The 17387-nt window shown below is 68.9% G+C and carries 19 protein-coding genes; 11 read left to right on the top strand and 8 right to left on the bottom strand.

The genetic code is table 11. The features are described 5' to 3' along the window. Positions 1-255: 255 nt before the first annotated feature. Together OU415_RS19015 and OU415_RS19020 are read right to left on the bottom strand one after the other, a co-directional pair. Complete coding sequence (locus tag OU415_RS19015; protein WP_270950221.1) at positions 256-1527, bottom strand: MFS transporter; 1272 nt, start codon at positions 1525-1527, stop codon at positions 256-258. 10 nt (positions 1528-1537) lie between these two features. Then, entirely contained in the window at positions 1538-3013 is a 1476-nt protein-coding gene (locus OU415_RS19020; RefSeq protein ID WP_270950222.1) for an amidohydrolase family protein, read from the bottom strand. A 72-nt stretch (positions 3014-3085) separates the two neighbouring features. On the opposite strand from OU415_RS19020, the gene OU415_RS19025 reads away from it, so the two are divergent. The 7 genes from OU415_RS19025 (at position 3086) to OU415_RS19055 (ending at position 9454) form a co-directional block, all read left to right on the top strand. Further along, on the top strand, positions 3086-4123 hold the full coding sequence (locus tag OU415_RS19025; RefSeq protein WP_270950223.1) for an Lrp/AsnC family transcriptional regulator: 1038 nt from the start codon (positions 3086-3088) through the stop codon (positions 4121-4123). Between the two features lie 57 nt (positions 4124-4180). After that, the gene (locus OU415_RS19030; RefSeq protein ID WP_270950224.1) at positions 4181-4804 is read left to right on the top strand and encodes a TetR/AcrR family transcriptional regulator; all 624 of its coding nucleotides are present in this window, start codon (positions 4181-4183) and stop codon (positions 4802-4804) included. Further along, a complete protein-coding gene (locus OU415_RS19035) occupies positions 4801-6057 on the top strand; it encodes an NADH:flavin oxidoreductase/NADH oxidase family protein (RefSeq protein ID WP_270950225.1) in 1257 nt (418 codons plus the stop codon). The genes OU415_RS19030 and OU415_RS19035 overlap by 4 nt, the downstream gene beginning before the upstream one ends. 16 nt (positions 6058-6073) lie before the next feature. Beyond that, positions 6074-6529, top strand: a complete 456-nt coding sequence (locus OU415_RS19040; protein ID WP_270950226.1) for an SRPBCC family protein — start codon at positions 6074-6076, stop codon at positions 6527-6529. A 52-nt stretch (positions 6530-6581) separates the two neighbouring features. After that, complete coding sequence (locus tag OU415_RS19045) at positions 6582-7454, top strand: AAA family ATPase (RefSeq protein WP_270950227.1); 873 nt, start codon at positions 6582-6584, stop codon at positions 7452-7454. Then, positions 7451-8839, top strand: coding sequence for a vWA domain-containing protein (locus OU415_RS19050; RefSeq protein ID WP_270950228.1), 1389 nt, complete (start codon positions 7451-7453; stop codon positions 8837-8839). Before OU415_RS19045 ends, OU415_RS19050 begins: the two co-directional genes overlap by 4 nt. 273 nt (positions 8840-9112) lie before the next feature. Then, positions 9113-9454 (top strand): hypothetical protein, encoded by a 342-nt coding sequence (locus OU415_RS19055; protein ID WP_270950229.1) that lies wholly within the window; start codon positions 9113-9115, stop codon positions 9452-9454. 74 nt (positions 9455-9528) lie between these two features. Here the strand turns inward: OU415_RS19055 and OU415_RS19060 are convergent, their stop codons facing one another. Together OU415_RS19060 and OU415_RS19065 are read right to left on the bottom strand one after the other, a co-directional pair. Continuing rightward, positions 9529-10704 carry an acyl-CoA dehydrogenase family protein gene (locus tag OU415_RS19060; protein WP_270950230.1) on the bottom strand — a complete coding sequence of 392 codons (1176 nt, stop codon included), beginning with the start codon at positions 10702-10704 and terminating at the stop codon, positions 9529-9531. 63 nt (positions 10705-10767) lie between these two features. Continuing rightward, positions 10768-12177 carry an amino acid permease gene (locus OU415_RS19065; protein WP_270950231.1) on the bottom strand — a complete coding sequence of 470 codons (1410 nt, stop codon included), beginning with the start codon at positions 12175-12177 and terminating at the stop codon, positions 10768-10770. A 180-nt stretch (positions 12178-12357) separates the two neighbouring features. Here OU415_RS19065 and OU415_RS19070 point away from each other — a divergent pair, with 180 nt between their 5' ends. Further along, positions 12358-13059: a TetR/AcrR family transcriptional regulator gene (locus tag OU415_RS19070; RefSeq protein ID WP_270950232.1), complete on the top strand. Its 702-nt coding sequence runs from the start codon at positions 12358-12360 to the stop codon at positions 13057-13059. Between the two features lie 171 nt (positions 13060-13230). Here the strand turns inward: OU415_RS19070 and OU415_RS19075 are convergent, their stop codons facing one another. From OU415_RS19075 to OU415_RS19085, 3 genes are read right to left on the bottom strand one after another with little or no spacing between them, the layout of a single operon-like run. Further along, on the bottom strand, positions 13231-13524 hold the full coding sequence (locus OU415_RS19075) for a hypothetical protein (protein WP_270950233.1): 294 nt from the start codon (positions 13522-13524) through the stop codon (positions 13231-13233). Beyond that, positions 13524-13721: a hypothetical protein gene (locus tag OU415_RS19080; protein ID WP_270950234.1), complete on the bottom strand. Its 198-nt coding sequence runs from the start codon at positions 13719-13721 to the stop codon at positions 13524-13526. The genes OU415_RS19075 and OU415_RS19080 overlap by 1 nt, the downstream gene beginning before the upstream one ends. Next, positions 13718-13927 (bottom strand): zinc finger protein, encoded by a 210-nt coding sequence (locus tag OU415_RS19085; RefSeq protein WP_270950235.1) that lies wholly within the window; start codon positions 13925-13927, stop codon positions 13718-13720. The genes OU415_RS19080 and OU415_RS19085 overlap by 4 nt, the downstream gene beginning before the upstream one ends. Before the next feature lie 135 nt (positions 13928-14062). Between OU415_RS19085 and OU415_RS19090 the strand changes: the two genes are divergently transcribed. Together OU415_RS19090 and OU415_RS19095 are read left to right on the top strand one after the other, a co-directional pair. Then, complete coding sequence (locus OU415_RS19090; RefSeq protein ID WP_270950236.1) at positions 14063-14908, top strand: helix-turn-helix domain-containing protein; 846 nt, start codon at positions 14063-14065, stop codon at positions 14906-14908. A 14-nt stretch (positions 14909-14922) separates the two neighbouring features. Further along, positions 14923-15108 (top strand): DUF397 domain-containing protein, encoded by a 186-nt coding sequence (locus OU415_RS19095; protein WP_270950237.1) that lies wholly within the window; start codon positions 14923-14925, stop codon positions 15106-15108. A gap of 99 nt (positions 15109-15207) precedes the next feature. Here the strand turns inward: OU415_RS19095 and OU415_RS19100 are convergent, their stop codons facing one another. Next, positions 15208-16857, bottom strand: coding sequence for an amidohydrolase (locus tag OU415_RS19100; RefSeq protein ID WP_270950238.1), 1650 nt, complete (start codon positions 16855-16857; stop codon positions 15208-15210). A 123-nt stretch (positions 16858-16980) separates the two neighbouring features. Here OU415_RS19100 and OU415_RS19105 point away from each other — a divergent pair, with 123 nt between their 5' ends. Continuing rightward, complete coding sequence (locus OU415_RS19105) at positions 16981-17376, top strand: acyl-CoA thioesterase (protein WP_270950239.1); 396 nt, start codon at positions 16981-16983, stop codon at positions 17374-17376. The last annotated feature ends 11 nt before the right edge of the window (positions 17377-17387 follow it).

Below are 17387 nucleotides of genomic sequence, written 5' to 3' on the forward strand. Positions count from 1 at the left end.
CGGCGGGCCCCGACACGCCGACACCTGTGGACAAGTCGTCCTGCCTGTGGAGAACTTCCGCAAATTCAATGGAAATTGGATGTCCAATTTCCATTGAATTTGCGGAGGGTGCGGTCTGTGACCGCGAAGCACGGCCGGCACCGCGCGGTGAGGGTCGCATGCGCCGCAGGCGCATAGCACGCCCTCGGCACTCGCACCGCCACGCAGAGAGCGGATGGAAAACCCTCAGTGGGAACTGCGGATCCCTGGCGGGCGTCACCGGGCGGGCAGGCGGTTGGCGTAGATCGCGAGGCTGCCGACCAAGAGGAGGACGACCATGGACAGCAGGCCGACCACCGTGCTACCCGTGGCGTCCTTGACGAAGCCGATCAGCGTCGGGCTGACGAATCCGCCCAGCAGTCCGATGCTGTTGATCAGCGCGATCCCGCCCGCCGCGGCCGTGCCCTTCAGGTACTGCGACGGCATCGCCCAGAACACCGTGTACGACGCCCACATGCAGGCCGTCGCGATGACGATCGCGATGAGCGACACCGCGAAGTTGCTGGCCGTGAACGCCGCGACCGCGAGCGCCACGGCGCTGAGCAGCGCGGTCACCGCACTGTGCAGGCGACGTTCCCCGGTGCGGTCCGAACGGCGTCCGAGGACGATCATCAGCACGATGGCGAACGCGTAGGGCACGGCCGAGTACAGGCCGATCGTCACGGTGTCGGTCAGCCCGTTCTCCTTCAGGATCGTCGGCAGCCAGAAGCTCACCGCGTACAAGCCGCTGATCAGGCAGAAGTACCCGACGGCCAGCAGGTACACCTTCGGGTCGCGCAGCACCTGCCGGAAGCTGTGCTGCCCCTTGTCCTGATCGACGGCGATGTCCCGCCGCAGCTGGTCCTTCTCCGCCGCGCTGAGCCACTTCGCCTGTTCCGGCGTGTCCGCCAGCGTCTTCCAGACGATGAACCCGAGCACCACGCACGGCAGGCCTTCCAGCAGGAACATCCACTGCCAGCCGTGCAGTCCGGCCACGCCTTCGAAGTTCGTGATCAGCCAGGACGAGATCGGCCCGCCGAGCATCGAGCCGATCGGGCCGGGCAGCATCAGCAGGCCCATCGCCGCCGCCATCCGCGCCGGCGGGAACCAGTACGTCAGGTAGAAGATGATGCCCGGCGCGAACCCCGCCTCGAACACGCCGAGCAGGAACCGCAGCACGTAGAAGCTGGTCGCGTCGCTGACGAACATCATCGCCGCCGACGTCAGCCCCCACAGCACCATGATGCGGAAGATGGTCTTGCGGGTGCCGATCTTGGCCAGCAGCAGGTTGCTGGGGACTTCGAAGATCACGTAGCCGAGGAAGAAGATCCCGGCGGCCAGCCCGTAGACGGCGTCGCTGATCCCGACGTCGGACTGCATGTGCAGCTTGGCGAACCCGATGTTCACCCGGTCCAGGTACGCGAAGGTGTAGCAGAGGATCAGCAGCGGGAGGATCCGCCAGCTCACCCGTCTGTAGAGGGCGTCCGTTGCCGCAGCGGTCTGGGTCATGTCTGCTCCGTCAGTCGCGGTGACGACCGAAGACCGGGTCGCCCGGCAGCCGGTCGAGTTGGATCTGCGCATCGCGGACCACGAAGGTCCCGCCCACCAGCACGTGGTCGACGCCGGTGGAAGTCCGCACCTGGGTTCCGGTGGCGGGGCTGGCGATGGTGGCGGGGTCGAAGACCACGACGTCGGCGTCGGCCCCGACCTGGATCCGCCCCTTGCGCTGCATCGCGGGAGCCGCCGGTTCCAAGATCTGGGCCGGCAGCAAGGTGCACCGGCGAACGGCCTCGCCGAGCGAAAGCACCCCGAGCTCGCGGACGAGCCAGCCGAAGGTGCGCGCGTAGCAACCGACGCTGCGCGGGTGGGTGTGCACGTCGTCGGCGACCGGCCAGGTGTCGTCGACCTGCCCCATCAGCGGCACCGCGTCGGAGGCGATGGCGGTGTCGGCGAACAGCAAAGACCGTTGCAGCGTCTCGAGATCCGCCGGCGAGGACTCGTCCAGCCAGTCGAAGACGATCAGCTCACCGGGGCTCTTCTCGCGCAGTTCGGCCAACCGCGCGGCGTTCGCGACGCGCTCCCCCGTCGCCACGCAGAGGATGTTCTCCGGCTTCATCCCGAGCCGGTGCAGCTTCTCCGGCGCGAGGAACGCCGCACCGATCACGGTCGACGCCGAACCGTACGGGTAAGCCTCGGTCGTGACCTGCACGCCGTAGCCGCGGGCCCGGTCCACCGCCGCCGCGATGTCGTCGATCATCCGGTTCGACGTGCTGTTGAGGTGGCACATGTGCATGTGCGCGCCGGTCCCGGCCGCGGCCGCGATCACCTCCAACGCGCCCTCCAACGACGTTCCCGGTTCTTCGGTGGAGATGAACCGGGTGTGCGTGAAGGTCGGCACGCCCAACCGGGCTGCCAGCGACGCGACGGCGAAGTACTCGTCCCGCCCCGAGTCCGGCGCGTACCCGACGAGCATCCCGATGCCCAGCGCACCGTCGCGCACCTGCTCTTCCAGCAGGTCCAGCACCCGCGCCTGGTCCCGCGCACCGACCGGGAGCCGCCAGTTCGGCGCGCCTTGGTACTTCGCGAACACGTCGAACGACCCGCCCGGTTCGGCGCCGTCGAGCAGCCGCATCCGCGCCAGCGCCCACCCGGCCGAGAACCCGAAGTTGATGGGCCGACCTTCCGCGGCCGCCCCGGCGTAGGCGTCCCGGACCGGCAGGGCGCCCGCTTCCAGCTCCAACGCGGTGGTGACGCCGTCCATGGCCTGCAGCCGGAGCCCGGTCACCGTCTGCGCGTGGCTGTGCATGTCGATGAAACCCGGTGCGAGCACGCGGTTCGAGACGTCGACGACGGTGTCGCCGCGGAGCGGGTCGGCGGTGACCGCAGCGATGCGCCGACCGTCGATGCCGACGTTGCGCACCGCGTCGAGCCCGGTTTCGGGGTCGATGACCCGCGCCCCGGCCAGCACCAGGTCGAAGTGTTGTGGATCGCGCATGCGAAGCAGCGTCGGAGAAACCTCGCCACAGCACGCCCAGAACGATGGATTTCCGCGTTCCACCCCGCTTGGATGTCTGAAAACGACACCGGAGGCGCCGTGCTGGACGAAGTCGACCTCGCGTTGGTGGACGCGCTGCAGATCAATCCGCGGGCGAGCTGGACGGCGCTCGCCGAAGTCCTGGAACTGGCCCCGATCACGCTGGCCCGCCGCTGGCAGCGGCTCACCGACGCCGGAGCGGCCTGGACGACGGTGGCGCTGGGCAACAGCGCATCGCGGGGCGCGACGGTCGAGTTCGCCTGCGCGCCGGGCACCGCGACGGAGGTCGCCGAGCAGCTGGCGGAGCTGCCGCACGTGATCACGGTCGGCGTGACCACCGGCGAGTACCAGGTGTTCGCGCTGATCATGGCCCCGTCGCTGGCGGCGATCTCGGACGTGCTGCTGCGGACGCTGCCGACGCCGCCGCAGGTCACGAAGGTCCGCAGCCACGTCTTCGGCAGCACCTTCGGCGGCGTCATCTGGCGGCTGGGCGTGATGAACCGCAGCCAGGCCGACCAGGTCCGCGAGCAGATCGGCCCGCCACCACGCGAGATCCGGCCGTTCGGCGCCGAGGACCGCGCCCTGTTCCTGGCGCTCGGGCACGACGGCAGGCGCAGCTACGCCGATCTGGCCGCGGAGCTGAATTCCTCGCCGCAGGCGGTGAAACGCCGTCTCGACCGCCTCCGCCGCCACGGCGACATCGCGTTCCGCTGCGACGTCGCCCGCCCGCTGGCCGGTTGGCACACCATGGCCCTGCTCTGGCTGACCGTCCCGGACACCGAGGTCCACCAGGTCGGCCGAGCGGTCGGGGCGTGGCCGGAAACCCGCCACTGCGCAGCGGTGACCAGTCCGGCGAACCTCGGCCTGATCGTCGGCCTCCGCTCCCTGAACCACCTCGACGACCTCCTGCTCCGGCTGGCCGAAGACCACCCGAGGGCGAAGGTCGTGGACCGAAAACTGGTGCTGCAGATGACGAAGGTCCACGGCCGGATCCTCGACGCCCAGGGCAAGAGCACCCGAGTGATCCCGGTCGACCCCTGGGCCGCAACAGCTCCCAGCAGCGAGCTGTGATCGAGCACACGTAGTGGAGTGGGTGTTCTAGAGTGTGCGCTCCAGTACGGTCCGGCTGTGGCTCGACCTCGACTGCACTCGCTCGACGACCTGCTCGACGTCGCCGAGCAGCTGGTGACCAGCAGTGATCCTGCCGGGCTGACCTTGCGCGCGTTGGCGACCAGTGCCGGGGCGTCGAACGGCACGATCTACCACGCGTTCCGCTCGAAGGAGGACCTGCTCGCGAAGTTGTGGCTCCGCGCGTGGTCCCGGCTCGGCGAGCTCATGAACGAGGCGCCCGCAGCCCACGAGGGCGGGATCGAGGCCGTGGTGGCGGTCTCGCTCGTGCCCGCCGAGTTCGTGCGCCGCTTTCCCACCAGCGCGCAGCTCTTCTTCACCCAGCGCCGCGACCAGCTGTTCTCCCCCGAACTACCCGCGGACGTCGCCGAGGAGCTCAACGCCACGCAGCAGTGCTTCGTCGACCTGCTGATCTCGCTCGCCCGGGGCGTCTGGGACCGCGGCGATCGGGAAGCCGTCGAGGCGATCGCCGTCTGCGTCGTCGACGTGCCCGGCGGAATCCTCCGCCGCGCCCTGCTCGAAGGGCGCAGTCCCGACGAGGCCACCGGGCGCCGGATCGAAGCGGCCGTCCGCGCGATCCTCGCCCTCGACCCTCCCCCACCGCAGGAGAGAGGATCCAGATGACCGGCACAGCGCAGGGCCTCGACCGATCGGTCCTGGCCCGCCCCCTCAAGCTCCCCAACGGTTTCGAGATCCCGAACCGCCTGGCCAAGGCCGCGCTCAGCGAAGGCCTGGGTCGCCGCGACCTCTCCCCGGGCGACCGGATCAAGAACCTCTACCACCGGTGGTCCGGCAGCGGTGTCGGCCTGACGATCACCGGGAACGTCATGGTGGACCGCACCGCGCTCGGCGAACCGGGCAACGTCGTCGTCCAGGACCGCCGCGACTTCCAGGACCTGACCGAGTGGGCCGCGGTCGCCAAGTCCGGCGGATCCAAGGTCTGGGTGCAGATCAACCACCCCGGCCGGCAGACGCCCCGCACGCTGACGTCCCGTCCGGTCGCGCCGTCGGCGATCGCAGTTCCGGGCACCGCAGGCGTTTTCGCCCAGCCGCGCGAGCTCACCTCCCGCGAGATCGAGGACCTGATCGGCAAGTTCGCGACCACCGCAGGCATCGTCACCGAAGCCGGTTTCGACGGCGTGCAGATCCACGGCGCACACGGGTACCTGATCAGCCAGTTCCTGTCCCCGCTGTCCAACCAGCGCACCGACGACTGGGGCGGTACTCCGGAGAAGCGCCGCCGGTTCGTCGTCGAGGTGCTCCGCGCGATCCGGGCCGAGGTCGGGGCGGAGACCCCGGTCGCGATCAAGCTGAACTCCGCGGACTTCCAGCGCGGCGGCTTCGGCGAGGACGAGTCCATCGAGGTCGTCCACGCGCTGGCCGCCGAAGGCGTCGACCTGCTCGAAGTCTCCGGCGGCACGTACACCTCGGCGGCGATGCTCGGCGTCGATCCGTCGCTGAAGGAGAGCACCCGCAGGCGCGAGGCGTACTTCCTGTCCTACGCCGAGCGGGTCCGGTCCGAGCTCCCCGACCTGCCACTCATGCTCACCGGCGGTTTCCGGACGGTCGACGGCATGGTCGACGCCCTGGACTCCGGCGCGGTCGACGTCGTCGGCCTCGGGCGACCGCTCACCGTTCAGCCCGACTTCCCCGCCGAGCTGCTGGCCGGGCGTGCCGACGAGAGCATCGTCAATCCGCGCCGCAGCGGCATCCGGATGCTGGACAACCTCACCGAGCTCACCTACTACAGCGTCCAGATGCGGAGGATGGCCGCAGGGAAGGAACCGGCACCCGACCGGCACGCCGCCCTCAACGTCGGCCAGTACCTGCTCAACAACGGTTTCGAGAGCCTGCGGAGGCCTCGGCGCGGCCACTGATCGGAAGGGGAAGCACGTGCACACGCTCACCACCACCCGGACGATTCCCGCTCCCATCGACGACGTCTTCGAGGCCTACATCGACCACGAGAAGTTCTCCCAGGTCCCGCTCGTCCGCTCCTGCGAGCTGACGCGGCGGGGCGACACCGAGAAGAACGGGCTCGGCGCGGTCCGCGAGCTCGACTGCGGCCCGTTCCAGTTCCGCGAGGAGATCACCGGCTTCGACCGCCCGCACCGCATGGAGTACCGCATCCGGGAGTCCCGGCCGTCTCTCGAGCACACCTTCGGCCGCGTCGACCTGGCCGAGGTCCCCGGCGGCACCTTGGTCATCTGGACCACGGTCTTCGGCGTCCGGGTCCCGGTGGTCGGCAAGCTCGTCGACCCCGTCTTCGGAATCGCCCTGGAGATCGCGTTCGGCCTGATCCTGTGCAACGTGGAGAAGCGGGCGATCGCTTCGGCGAAGAGGCGCTGACACGGGCGCTACGACGTGTCAGGCTGCTGACCAGTAGGGAGAAGGAGAGGCCGTGTTCGACACCTCCGACGACGTCGGCACCAAGCTGTCCACAGTGGATTACCTGGCCGGGCCTGCCACCGCCACGACGGTGTTCCTGGCCGACCGGCTCGGCAAACCGCTGCTGATCGAAGGTCCCGCCGGGGTCGGCAAGACCGGTCTGGCGCAAGCGGTCGCCTCAGCCACCGGCGCGGAGCTGATCCGCCTGCAGTGCTACGAAGGCCTCGACGAGGCCCGGGCGCTGTACGAGTGGAACTACGCCACGCAGCTGCTGCGCATCCAGGCCGGGCGGGACGCGGACTGGGAGCACACCCGCGCCGACATCTTCACGCCCGAGTTCCTGCTGGAACGCCCGCTGCTGGCGGCGATCCGCCGCGAGGGGCCGACGGTGCTGCTCATCGACGAGGTGGACAAGGCCGACGTGGAGTTCGAGGCGCTGCTGCTGGAGGTGCTGTCGGACTTCCAGGTCACCGTCCCCGAGCTGGGCACCGTCCAGGCCCGGCACCGCCCGTTCGTGGTGCTGACCTCCAACGCCGCCCGCGAGCTCTCCGAGGCGCTCAAGCGGCGCTGCCTCTACCTGCACATGGACTACCCCACGCCGGAGCGCGAGCGCGACATCGTGCTGACCCACGTGCCGGCGCTCGGCGAGACCTTGGCGGGCAAGCTCACCGAGGTCGTGGCCGCACTGCGGAACCTGGAGCTGACCAAGGCCCCGTCGATCGCCGAGACCATCGACTGGGCCCGTTCGCTGCTGGCGCTGGGCATCGACGACCTCGACGACCCGGCGCTGGAGTCCACGCTCGGGGTGGTGCTCAAGCACCCCGGCGACCACGAGCGCGCCCTCGTGGGGCTGGGGCTGCGCGGCGCGGAAGCACCGCGGCGATGAGCCTGCTCGACCGGCACACCGATTTCCTCGCCGCCCTGCGCGAGCACGGCATCGCGGTCTCCACCGCCGAGGGCATCGACGCCGCCCGCGCGCTCGCCTCCGTCGACCTGCTGGATCGGGAGACGGTGCGGATCGCCTACGCGGCCACGCTGGTCAAGCGCCACAAGGACGTGGCGGTCTTCAACGCCCTGTTCGACCTGTGGTTCCCGATCGCCGTCGGCGAAGGCCTCACCACCAGCTCCGAGGTCGAGCAGGAGGTGGAGGTCACCGGCGCCCACGGCACCTCGCCCGAGCTCCACGCCATGCGCACCGAACTCGCCCAGGCGCTGTACACCGGGGACAACGCGGCGTTGGGTCAGATCGCCCGCCGCGCGCTGTCGCAGTACGGCAGTTTTCCCGGCTCGGGCGGGAATCCCGGCTCGTGGTCACCGCGTGCCGCTTTGGAGCAGTTGGATCCGACAACGCTGCTGGCCGGACTGATGCGCACCGCTGAGGGGAAAGCACGGCCCCTCGGAACCACCGCCACCGCGACGAAATCCCGGTTCACCAGCCGGATCGACCGGTTCAAGCAGCTGGTCACCGCTGAGGCCTACCGGCGCATCGCCGAGCAGAAGGGCGAGCGGTACGTTGCCGACAACCTGACCGACCCCGCGCTGGACCAGGTGTCGTTCCTGGGCGCTTCGCAGGCCGACATGGCGGCGATGCGGCGGGCCGTCCACCCCCTCGCCCACCAGCTCGCCACCCGCATCCAGCGCAAACGGCGCCACGGCACGCGCAGCGGGACGCTGGACTTCCGCCGCACCCTGCGGTCCGCGCTGGCCACCGGCGGGGTGCCGATCAAGCCGCACTTCCGGCCGCGCCGACCGCACAAGCCGGAACTCGTGGTCCTGTGCGATGTTTCGTCGTCGGTGGCGAACTTCGCGCACTTCGCGCTGCTGCTGGTGTACACGCTGCACGAGGTCTTCTCCCGCACCCGGGTGTTCGCCTTCGTCCGCGACGTCCACGAGGTGACCGACCACCTCCGCCGCGGCCGAGACGCCGCGGAAGCCCTGGCCGCGGTCCGCCGCGACACCCTCCAGCTCCCGGGCACCGGGACCGACCACGGCCGCGTGTTCACCGACTTCGCCGACAAGCACGGAGACGTGCTCACGCCTCGCACGGTCCTGCTGATCCTCGGCGACGCGCGCAACAACAACTACGACCCGGAGCTCGACGCACTAGCCGACCTGACCGACCGGTGCAAGCGAACCCTGTGGCTCAACCCGGAACCCAGCACGTCCTGGGGCACCGGCGACTCCGTGGCGCCCGAGTACGCCGACCTCGTCGAAATGGCCGAGTGCCGCAACCTCGCGCAGCTGACCGACCTCGTCCAGTCGCTCGCCTAAAGGTTGTCCCATAATCATGGGTCTGGGGCGGTAGTGGATCATGTAGCGGTGCAGGTGGTGCGGATCGCACCATGTCTGCTCAGGTGCGGCCGGAGTTCTGCGCCGGTGCCCGGAGCGGCCCAGAACCCTTCTTCTACTTCGAGGACCCAGTGCACTCCGCGGGAATCGGGCGCATCGGGGTTAAACCCGATGCCACCGAGATTCCACGCAGGCGAGCCGTGCCGGACTACCCTCTTGCTCAAACGAAGCGAACATCAGTGGCGGAGGGATCCGATGACTGGGCGCTATTTTGAAAATCCCGCTCTCGACCCAACACATCCATGGGAGGACAGCCCCGAAACAGAAACGGAGCTAACCCTCTTGATCAGCGGAATACGGAAACGAGTACACGAACACTGGGGCGTGGACGTCACGCAGTTCCTCGCCGCACTCGCCGAATCCGGCACGGCACTCGCGAAAGAAGACGAGCCTGTTGTCGCGTTCGTCAACAAAAACGCCACGGCCTTCGGGTACGTTCCTTTGATCGAGCGTCATCAGGGATCGTGCTCGGTGACGCCCGGGGCACGGGAACCACTGCGCAGGGCACTGGACAGAATCGCCCGCAGCGCCGGCTGAGCATCAGGCATCACACCGTCTCGGGCCGCGTTTCCCTCGCACGCCACCAGTACTTGATCATTACGGGACAGCCTTTAGGGCGTCACGAGGTCGAGGAATTCCCAGTGCGCTTCGGGCTTTTGGCCGCTGAGCGACTTTCCGCAGTTCTGCAGGACCAGCGGGCCCGATGTGACGTGCTGGCTGCCGGTGCCGAGGTCGCGGAGGAACCGGTCGATCGGTCCACGCCGGATCGCCGTCGTGCCCGCCCACCGGTGCACCGTGCGGCCCACCTCGTGCGCGGTCCAGGTCGCGTGGTTGAGGGTCAGCTTGATCAGCGTTTCCTGCTCGGTGCTCACCGGCTCGCCCGCGGCCAAGGTGTCCTCGATGCCCCGCCACTCCTGCATCACCCACGCCCGCGCTGAGCGGAGCTTGGCTTCGGCGGTCGCGAACTCGGCGTGGAACTGGGCGGTGTCGACCGCGGCGTTGTACGTGCCCGATTTGGCCACCGCGACCGACTTCAGCTCGTCGAGCAGCCGCCGTCCGACGCCGAGCGCCCAGCCGGTGTGCCCGATCGCGGCCATGTTCACCAGGCCGATCCGGTAGACAGCGCCGCCGTTGGCCGGGGTGGTCGTGGTGGCGACGTAGGTGTGCGTTTCCGGGACGAACACGTCGGTGCAGTGGTAATCGATGCTGTTGGTCGCGCGGAGCCCGAGCACGTCCCAGTTCTCGACGAGCTCCACCTGCGATTTCGGCATCGCCAGCACCCGCAGCTCCCCGGTGCCCTCGACCTGGATCGCGCTGTGGACGTGGGTGGCCAGCGCCATCCCGGAGGCGAACTGCCAGCTCCCGCTGACCAGGAAGCCGCCGTCCACCGGAACTGCCCGGCCGGGCCGGGTGCCGTGCCCGGCCAGCCGCGCGTAGGAGCCGTTCGCGGTGCCGGAGAACAGGTCTTCCGCCGCCACGTCACCGAGGTAGGCCGCCGTGGTGCCGGTGACGTGCTGCATCGCCATCATCGTCCAGCCGGCCGCGGCGTCGTGGTAGCTGAGCCGCTCGATGGTCTCGATCATCTGGCGCGGGGCGAACTCGTGACCGCCGAGGTTCGCTGGCAGCGCCGCCCGGATCACCCCGAGGTCCAGCAACGCCTGCGCGGTGTCCCCGGTGAAGCGACCGAGCTCCTCGGCTTCCGCCGCGTTCGACTCGAGGGTCCCGGCGAGTGCGTCGATCCGTTCGAGCATCGCCGGGAACTCCGAGCTGACGTGCAATCGAACCATGGACTGGTCACTCCTCGTGAACGGTGCCGATGCACGGCCACCGTACCCAGGAGGTCCCGCCGCTCATGGTCGTTCGATCGAGATCGAACCGCGCTTCTGCCGCACCAACCCGACGGTCACGGCGACCGCGGCGACGGAGAAGGTGAGGAACAGCGAGTGCCGGGTGGACGGGTCGACGACCATGAGCGCGAGGAACGCCACCAGCGCGACGACCACCGCCCACGACAGGTACGGGTAGCCCCACATGCGCACCGTCAGGTGCTGGCCGTCGCGCTCGGCGCGGGCCCGGCTGTGCAGCTGGGTGGTCGCGATCGTCAGGTAGAGCAGGACGATCACGGAACCGCTGGAGTCGACCAGGAAGTCGAAGATCGCGGTGGTGGTGAAGAAGTAGTTCGCCGTGACGGTCGCCAACCCGGCCAGCGCCACCACGAGCACGGCGGGCACCGGCACCCCGGAGGCGTTCGACCGGGCGAGCACCCGCGGGCCCTCGCCGTTGCTCGCCAGCGCGTACAGCATCCGGGACGCGGTGTAGATCCCCGAGTTCAGGCAGGACAGCACCGCGACGAGCACCACCAGGTCCATGATCAGCCCGGCGTTCGGGATCCCCAACCGGTTGAGCACCGCCGAGTACGGGCTCTCGGTGATCCCGGCGTCGTCGTACGGCAGCAGGGTGGTGATCACCGCGATGGAACCGATGTAGAAGACCAGGATCCGCACCATCGTGGTCCGGACGGCCCGCCGCACCGCCTCGGCCGGGCGCATCGCCTCACCGGCCGCGATCGTGACGACCTCGGCACCGCTGAACGCGAAGGACACCACGAGCAGCGCGGGCAGCACCGCGTACCAGCCGTTGGGCGCGAATCCGCCCTGCCCGAACAGGTTCGTCCCACCGGGCGCCGGAACTCCGGGCAGCACACCGAAGATCGCCAGCAGGCCGAGCCCGATGAACGCGACGATCGCGACCACCTTGATCAGCGCGAACCAGAACTCCACCTCGCCGTAGGCGCGCACCGCGACCAGGTTCGAGCCGGTCAGCACCAGCAGGAACACCAGCGCGGCGGCCCAGTCCGGCACCACCGGCAGGATCCCGTGCAGCAGCGCGCCGCCGATGACGGCTTCCACGCCGACGGTGACGCTCCACGAGTAGGCGTAGAGCCAGCCGATCGCCAGCCCGGCCCAGCTGCCGAGCTCGCGCGAGGCGTAGCTGGCGAAGGACCCGGTTTTCGGTGCGGCGACGGAGAGTTCGGCGAGCATCCGCATGATCAGGACGACCAGCAGCCCGGCGATCGCGTACGCCACCAGCGCCGCGGGACCGGCCTTGTTGATGACCGCGCCGCTGCCGACGAAGAGGCCGGCGCCGATCACCCCGCCGATCGCGATCATGCTCATCTGCCGGTCCCGGAGCGCTGGTCGCAGCCCGCTCGCTCCGGTGGATTCCTGGGTCCGTTCCGCGGACGTCGATTGATCGTTCATCTTGCCTCCAAGATGTCTCAACCGATCGATCGATCGAGAGATTCATGCACGATAGGTCCCGCAAATCGGAGGGTCAATAGCGACTTCTGCTGCCCACGCCCGATGTATCCGTGTCGTCACCGGTACGGTTGGAGGCGATCAGATCGATCAATCGACCGACAATTCGGGGAGCGCGAAGCGATGAGCGCACGAGGACGCGCGGGAGACGACACCCAGCGGCAGGTGTGGGCGGCGGCCGTCCGGCTGTTCGCCGCGCAGGGCTTCCACGGCACCGGCATCCGGGAACTCGCCGACGCCGCGCAGCTCTCCCCGGCGACCCTCTACCACTACATGGGCACCAAGCAGGACCTGCTGTTCTCCATCATGCGGACCTGCTTGGACCGGCTGGTGACGGCGGCCGAACGGGTCGCGGTCGACGGCGCCGAGCCGCAGGAGATCATCGCCAGCCTGGTGCACGTCCACGTGCTCACCCACGCGCTGCACCGCGACGAGACGACCGTGGTGGACAACGAGCTCGGGGTCCTCGACGCCGAGCGCAGGGCGACGATCGTCGAAATCCGGGACCGCTACGAGGAGTTCTGGCGCAGCGCGGTCGCGGACGGCTGCGAGCGCGGCGTCTTCGCAGTCCCGGACCAGCGCTTCGCGCGGATGGCGGTGCTGGAGATGTGCTCCGGCGTGGCGAAGTGGTACTCCCCCGAGGGCGAGGAGAACCTCGACGCGATCGCCACCGCGCACGCGCAACTGGCGCTCCAGCTGCTCGGCGTCCCGGCCACCCGCCTCGCCTCGACCGCCCTCCCCGAGGCCACCGACATCCACGGCCTCGTCGAGGAGATCTGGCACATCCAACTACCGTCCATGCGAGCCCGAGCAACCCGCACCTGACCTGCGCTTCCGCTCGGAGTGCCGCAAATTCAATGGAAATTGGATGTCCAATTTCCATTGAATTTGCGGGCCCCAGGGGACGGAGGGGGTGCGGCCGGGCGGTGTCGGGGAGGGGAGCGATCCCGCCCGGCCGCTCGACTCGATGCTCGGGGGAGGTGCATCGAGCCGGGTTCAGAGGCGTCGCAGGGTTTCCAGGACGCGGTGTTGGAGTTCCAGCGGCGGAGCTTCAGGTGGGGTTTCCGGCCATTGCGGTGGTGGTTCCGGGGACGGCTCGCGGAGGTGGTGCCTGCCGGTGGAATCGGCGCGGCGGGCTTCGGATTCGACGTGCTCGATCAGCTGCCAGACGTTCGTCGCGCCTTCGCCCGCGCCCGCGTGCTGGGGAAGCCGCCGGCGGTGGACGTGCATCAGCGTCATGCCAGTGAGCAGCGACAACAGGCAGGCCAGGGCGGTCAGCATCGGGGACATCAGTTGGTTCCTCCTGGTTGATCGATCGTGGTCGGCGGGATCTCCCGCAGCAGGTGGACGACTTCTTCGAGGGCGGTGGCCGTCGCATCGACGTCGGCGGTGTCGAGCTGATCGGCTCCGGCGCTGAACGCGAGGTCGTCGATGAGCCACTGGGCACGACGCAGGAACACCGCCAGGGTGGCGGTTTTCGAGCTCACGGCTCGACACCGGCGAGCCGCCGAGCCTCCCGGTTGCACTCGACGCAGGTGCCCCACAACCAGGCCAACTCGCTGTTGTCCGCGGAAACCACCTGCTGGCACAGCGTTTCGAGCTCGGTCCCGCTCGGATAAGCACACCCAACGGCCTTCTCGGCCAAACTCGCATGCCGCTGCCCAGCAGCAGGCACCCAATGAAACGGATACATCGGCGACCCCCAGGAAGGTTCGGTTCCGTTGGTACCAGTGGTTCTGTGTCAGATTTGACACCCGGAACCGACAGTCCCGCAATTAACCGTTCGAGGGATCTTCACCAGCGGTTATCCGCCGGTAGTGTGTGGTGCATGGCTGGTACCACCCCGAAAGCGCGAGCACTCGGCGCGGAACTCCGCAGGGCGCGCGAGGAATCTGGTCTGGGACTCCGGCAGTTGGCAGCCAAGCTCGGTACCTCGCACGCGACGGTCTCCCGATGGGAGAACGGAGCGCGATCGCCGAAGCCGGAGGACGTGGCCGCATATCTCGCCAAGGTCGATGCATCAGCTGAGCTGCGAGCCGAACTCGTTGAGCTGGCACGAGATCCGGACGGATCGCACTGGCTGTCCGTCGGCATGCCCGATCAGCACCGACAGCTGGCGGCCCTGCTGGAGATCGAGCGCGAAGCCACGAAGATCACCACGGTCTCGCCGCTGCTGGTTCCCGGACTTCTCCAAACAGCCGACTACGCAAGGGCGATCATGACGGTCGGTGAAGTTCCGAATGACGAGATCGACATGCGAGTCGCTGTCCGGCTCGGGCGGCGGGATGCGATCCTCCGGAAGGACGCGGCCGAACTTCGTGCCTTCATCGGAGAACCCGTGCTCTACCAGCTGATAGGCGGTTCATCCGTCATGGCGGACCAGCTCCGTGCGCTACTGAAGTGCAGCGAGATGCCCAACGTCGAACTGCGGGTCATTCCTATGCGCAGTGAATGGCATCCGGGTCTAGAAGGGCCGTTCTCGCTCGACGAGTTCGAGGACAGAGGACCAGTGGTCCAGCTGGAGAACCGGGTGTCTGCACTCTTCCTGCACGAACCCGACGAAGTCGGGGCTTACGTGCATGCCGTCGATAAGATTGCCGCGGTCGCGATGAGCCAGGCGGAGTCGGTAGAGCTCATTGGCGATGCGATCGGGAGGACGGAGAAGGCGCGATGAGTCCACGACGAAACATGCCTAATAGCTGGCGGAAGTCGAGTCGCAGCACGAACACCGACAACTGCGTCGAAGTCGGGCGGGTTGAGTCCGGCGCGGCGGTGCGGGACTCGAAGGCCCCTGACGCCGGGTACTTCACTACGACCGCTGACCAGTGGCGGTTATTCGTCACCGCCGTCAAGGCGGGCCGCTTCGAGGGCTGAGTCGCCCGGGGGTCGTGAGTACTTTGAGGGGCTATAGCCCCTCAAAGTACTCACGACCCCTGACCAGCCGAAACGTCCGCGACACCGGAAGACGGTGGCTCAGCCGGTCAGGCCCATCCGGTCGTGCTTGATCTCGCCGCCGACGACGGTGGCCGTCACCTCGACGTCCTTGATCGCGCGGGGATCGACGCGGGTGAGGTCCTCGGACAGCACTGTGAAGTCAGCGAGCATGCCGCGGGCGAGCCGTCCCTTGCGGTGTTCCTGGTGGTCGGCGTACGCCGAGCCGCTGGTGAACGCGCGCAACGCCTGCAACGGGGTCAGCCGCTCGGCAGCACCCATCACCTGTCCGTCCGCGGTTTCCCGGTTGACCAGCGCGTGGATTCCCAGCAGCGGAGCGCCTTCCACGATCGGGCAGTCCGAACTGCCCGGAACCTCGACACCCGCGCGCAGGAAGCTGAGCTGCCGGTACGCGAGCTCCGCCCGCTCCGCACCGAGCGCAGCGATCATCCCGTCCCCGAGCTCGTCGATGAACCGCCCCTGCGGCACCGGCACCACGCCCAGCCTGGCGATCTCGGCGACCTGGGCATCGCTGGTCACGCCGCAGTGCTCGATGCGATGCCGAGCATCGGCGCGGGGAAACTGCCGCTGCGCACGGGCGTATGCGTCCAGCACCAGCTGCACCGCCGCATCCCCGATCGCGTGCGTAGCGACCTGCCAGCCCGCCCGGTGCGCCCGAAAGATCTGCTCGCGCAGCCGCTCCGGATCGTCCTGCGTGAACCCCCGATTGCCCACGGCATCGGCATAATCGCAGCACATCGAGGCCGTGCGACCGATCAGCGAACCGTCGGAGAACAGCTTGACCGCGCCGATCCGCAAGGTGTCGTCGCCCAGCCCAGTCCGCAGCCCGAGGTCGAGCCCGAAGCCCGCGGACCCCGGCTCTCCCCCGTCGACGTCGTGCAGCGCGGCCATCTCCGGCATCACGGTCGCCCGCACACCGAGCACCCCGCGCTCCCGAGCAGTGAGGAACGCGTGCAGGTCAGCCGGGCCGTTGCCAGTGAGGCGCCCCGCAATACCGGGCTCGGTGACGCTGGTCAGCCCTTCGGCCAGCGCGACCTCCGACCCCAGCTCGATGGCCCGCACGTAGTCCTCCAGCGGTTCCGGCCGGATCAGCTCGTACACCAGGCCCTGCGCCTGTTCGGTGAGCAGTCCGGTGGGCACGCCGGCCGAGTCGCGTTCGACCGTGCCTCCGGGAACGTCGGGCAGGTCGCGCGGATCGGCGTACCCCATCAGCCGGATCGCCGCCGTGTTGACCACGCCCATGTGCGCGGAGTTGTGCGCGAGCCAGACCGGCCGACCACCGGTCAGCTCGTCCAGCACTTCCCGCGTCGGGTGCGCACCGCCGATGCGGTTCTGGTCGTACCCGTGCCCGCGCACCCAAGCGCCTTCCGGCAACCGCTCGGCGTGCTCGCGGATCGCGGCGTACAGCGCATCCATGCTGGTGACGGCGCTAGGACGCAGATCGAGCTGGGTCAGGCGCTGCCCGCGCATGCTCAGGTGGTGGTGGGCGTCGTGGAATCCCGGAACCACGTGCGCGCCACCGAGGTCGACGACGTCGGCGGCGGTGCAGCCGTCGAGTTCGTCGTCCAGTCCGACGAGCACCCCGCCGAGCACGCCCATCTTGCGGGCGCTGGGGCGATCCGGGTCCAGGGTCGTGATGTCGCCGTTGATGTACAGGACGTCCAGGTGCATGGGTGATCCTTCGACTGCAGGCGGTGGGCCGGAACAGACTCGCGCGTCTTGCGTCCCGGGCGCGAGCAACTCTACTCTGTCGATCGATCGATCGACTAGATTCGGATCGGAGGGCGCACCGACGTGATCGAGCACTGGTCACCGGTCCACTTCGACGAGCTGGACCCCAACGGCCACCTGCACAACGCGCGCTTCGCGCTGCACGTCGAACGGGCCCAGACCGCGGCTTTCGCGGCGGCGGGGTTCGACACCGCGGCCGTGGCGGACCGGCATCCCGACCTGCACTACGTCGTCCGCCAGTTCAACATCGAGTTCCACGCACCCGTCAGCAGCACCGGGCACCTGCTGGTGGCGCTGCGCCTGTCGAAGCTCGGCCGGACCAGCGCGACCTGGGCGTTCCGCTGCGGCCCGCCCGAAGCGCCCAACGCCACCGGCGAGCAGACGATCGTGAAGGTCGGCGCCGACGGCCGACCGCTCCCCTGGTCACCCCGGATGTCCGCGCTGCGCCAGGACGGTTGACCCCGCACACC

It is taken from the genome of Saccharopolyspora oryzae (assembly GCF_027853915.1).
GTDB classification, from domain to species: Bacteria; Actinomycetota; Actinomycetes; order Mycobacteriales; family Pseudonocardiaceae; genus Saccharopolyspora; species Saccharopolyspora oryzae.

Excerpts from the sequence above, each read along its gene's own strand:
- OU415_RS19015 (WP_270950221.1), bottom strand. The coding sequence starts at position 1,527 with ATGACCCAGACCGCTGCGGCAACGGACGCCCTCTACAGACGGGTGAGC.
- OU415_RS19020 (WP_270950222.1), bottom strand. The coding sequence starts at position 3,013 with ATGCGCGATCCACAACACTTCGACCTGGTGCTGGCCGGGGCGCGGGTC.
- OU415_RS19025 (WP_270950223.1), top strand. The coding sequence starts at position 3,086 with ATGTCTGAAAACGACACCGGAGGCGCCGTGCTGGACGAAGTCGACCTC.
- OU415_RS19035 (WP_270950225.1), top strand. The coding sequence starts at position 4,801 with ATGACCGGCACAGCGCAGGGCCTCGACCGATCGGTCCTGGCCCGCCCC.
- OU415_RS19050 (WP_270950228.1), top strand. The coding sequence starts at position 7,451 with ATGAGCCTGCTCGACCGGCACACCGATTTCCTCGCCGCCCTGCGCGAG.
- OU415_RS19055 (WP_270950229.1), top strand. The coding sequence starts at position 9,113 with ATGACTGGGCGCTATTTTGAAAATCCCGCTCTCGACCCAACACATCCA.
- OU415_RS19060 (WP_270950230.1), bottom strand. The coding sequence starts at position 10,704 with ATGGTTCGATTGCACGTCAGCTCGGAGTTCCCGGCGATGCTCGAACGG.
- OU415_RS19065 (WP_270950231.1), bottom strand. The coding sequence starts at position 12,177 with ATGAACGATCAATCGACGTCCGCGGAACGGACCCAGGAATCCACCGGA.
- OU415_RS19070 (WP_270950232.1), top strand. The coding sequence starts at position 12,358 with ATGAGCGCACGAGGACGCGCGGGAGACGACACCCAGCGGCAGGTGTGG.
- OU415_RS19075 (WP_270950233.1), bottom strand. The coding sequence starts at position 13,524 with ATGTCCCCGATGCTGACCGCCCTGGCCTGCCTGTTGTCGCTGCTCACT.
- OU415_RS19085 (WP_270950235.1), bottom strand. The coding sequence starts at position 13,927 with ATGTATCCGTTTCATTGGGTGCCTGCTGCTGGGCAGCGGCATGCGAGT.
- OU415_RS19090 (WP_270950236.1), top strand. The coding sequence starts at position 14,063 with ATGGCTGGTACCACCCCGAAAGCGCGAGCACTCGGCGCGGAACTCCGC.
- OU415_RS19095 (WP_270950237.1), top strand. The coding sequence starts at position 14,923 with ATGCCTAATAGCTGGCGGAAGTCGAGTCGCAGCACGAACACCGACAAC.
- OU415_RS19100 (WP_270950238.1), bottom strand. The coding sequence starts at position 16,857 with ATGCACCTGGACGTCCTGTACATCAACGGCGACATCACGACCCTGGAC.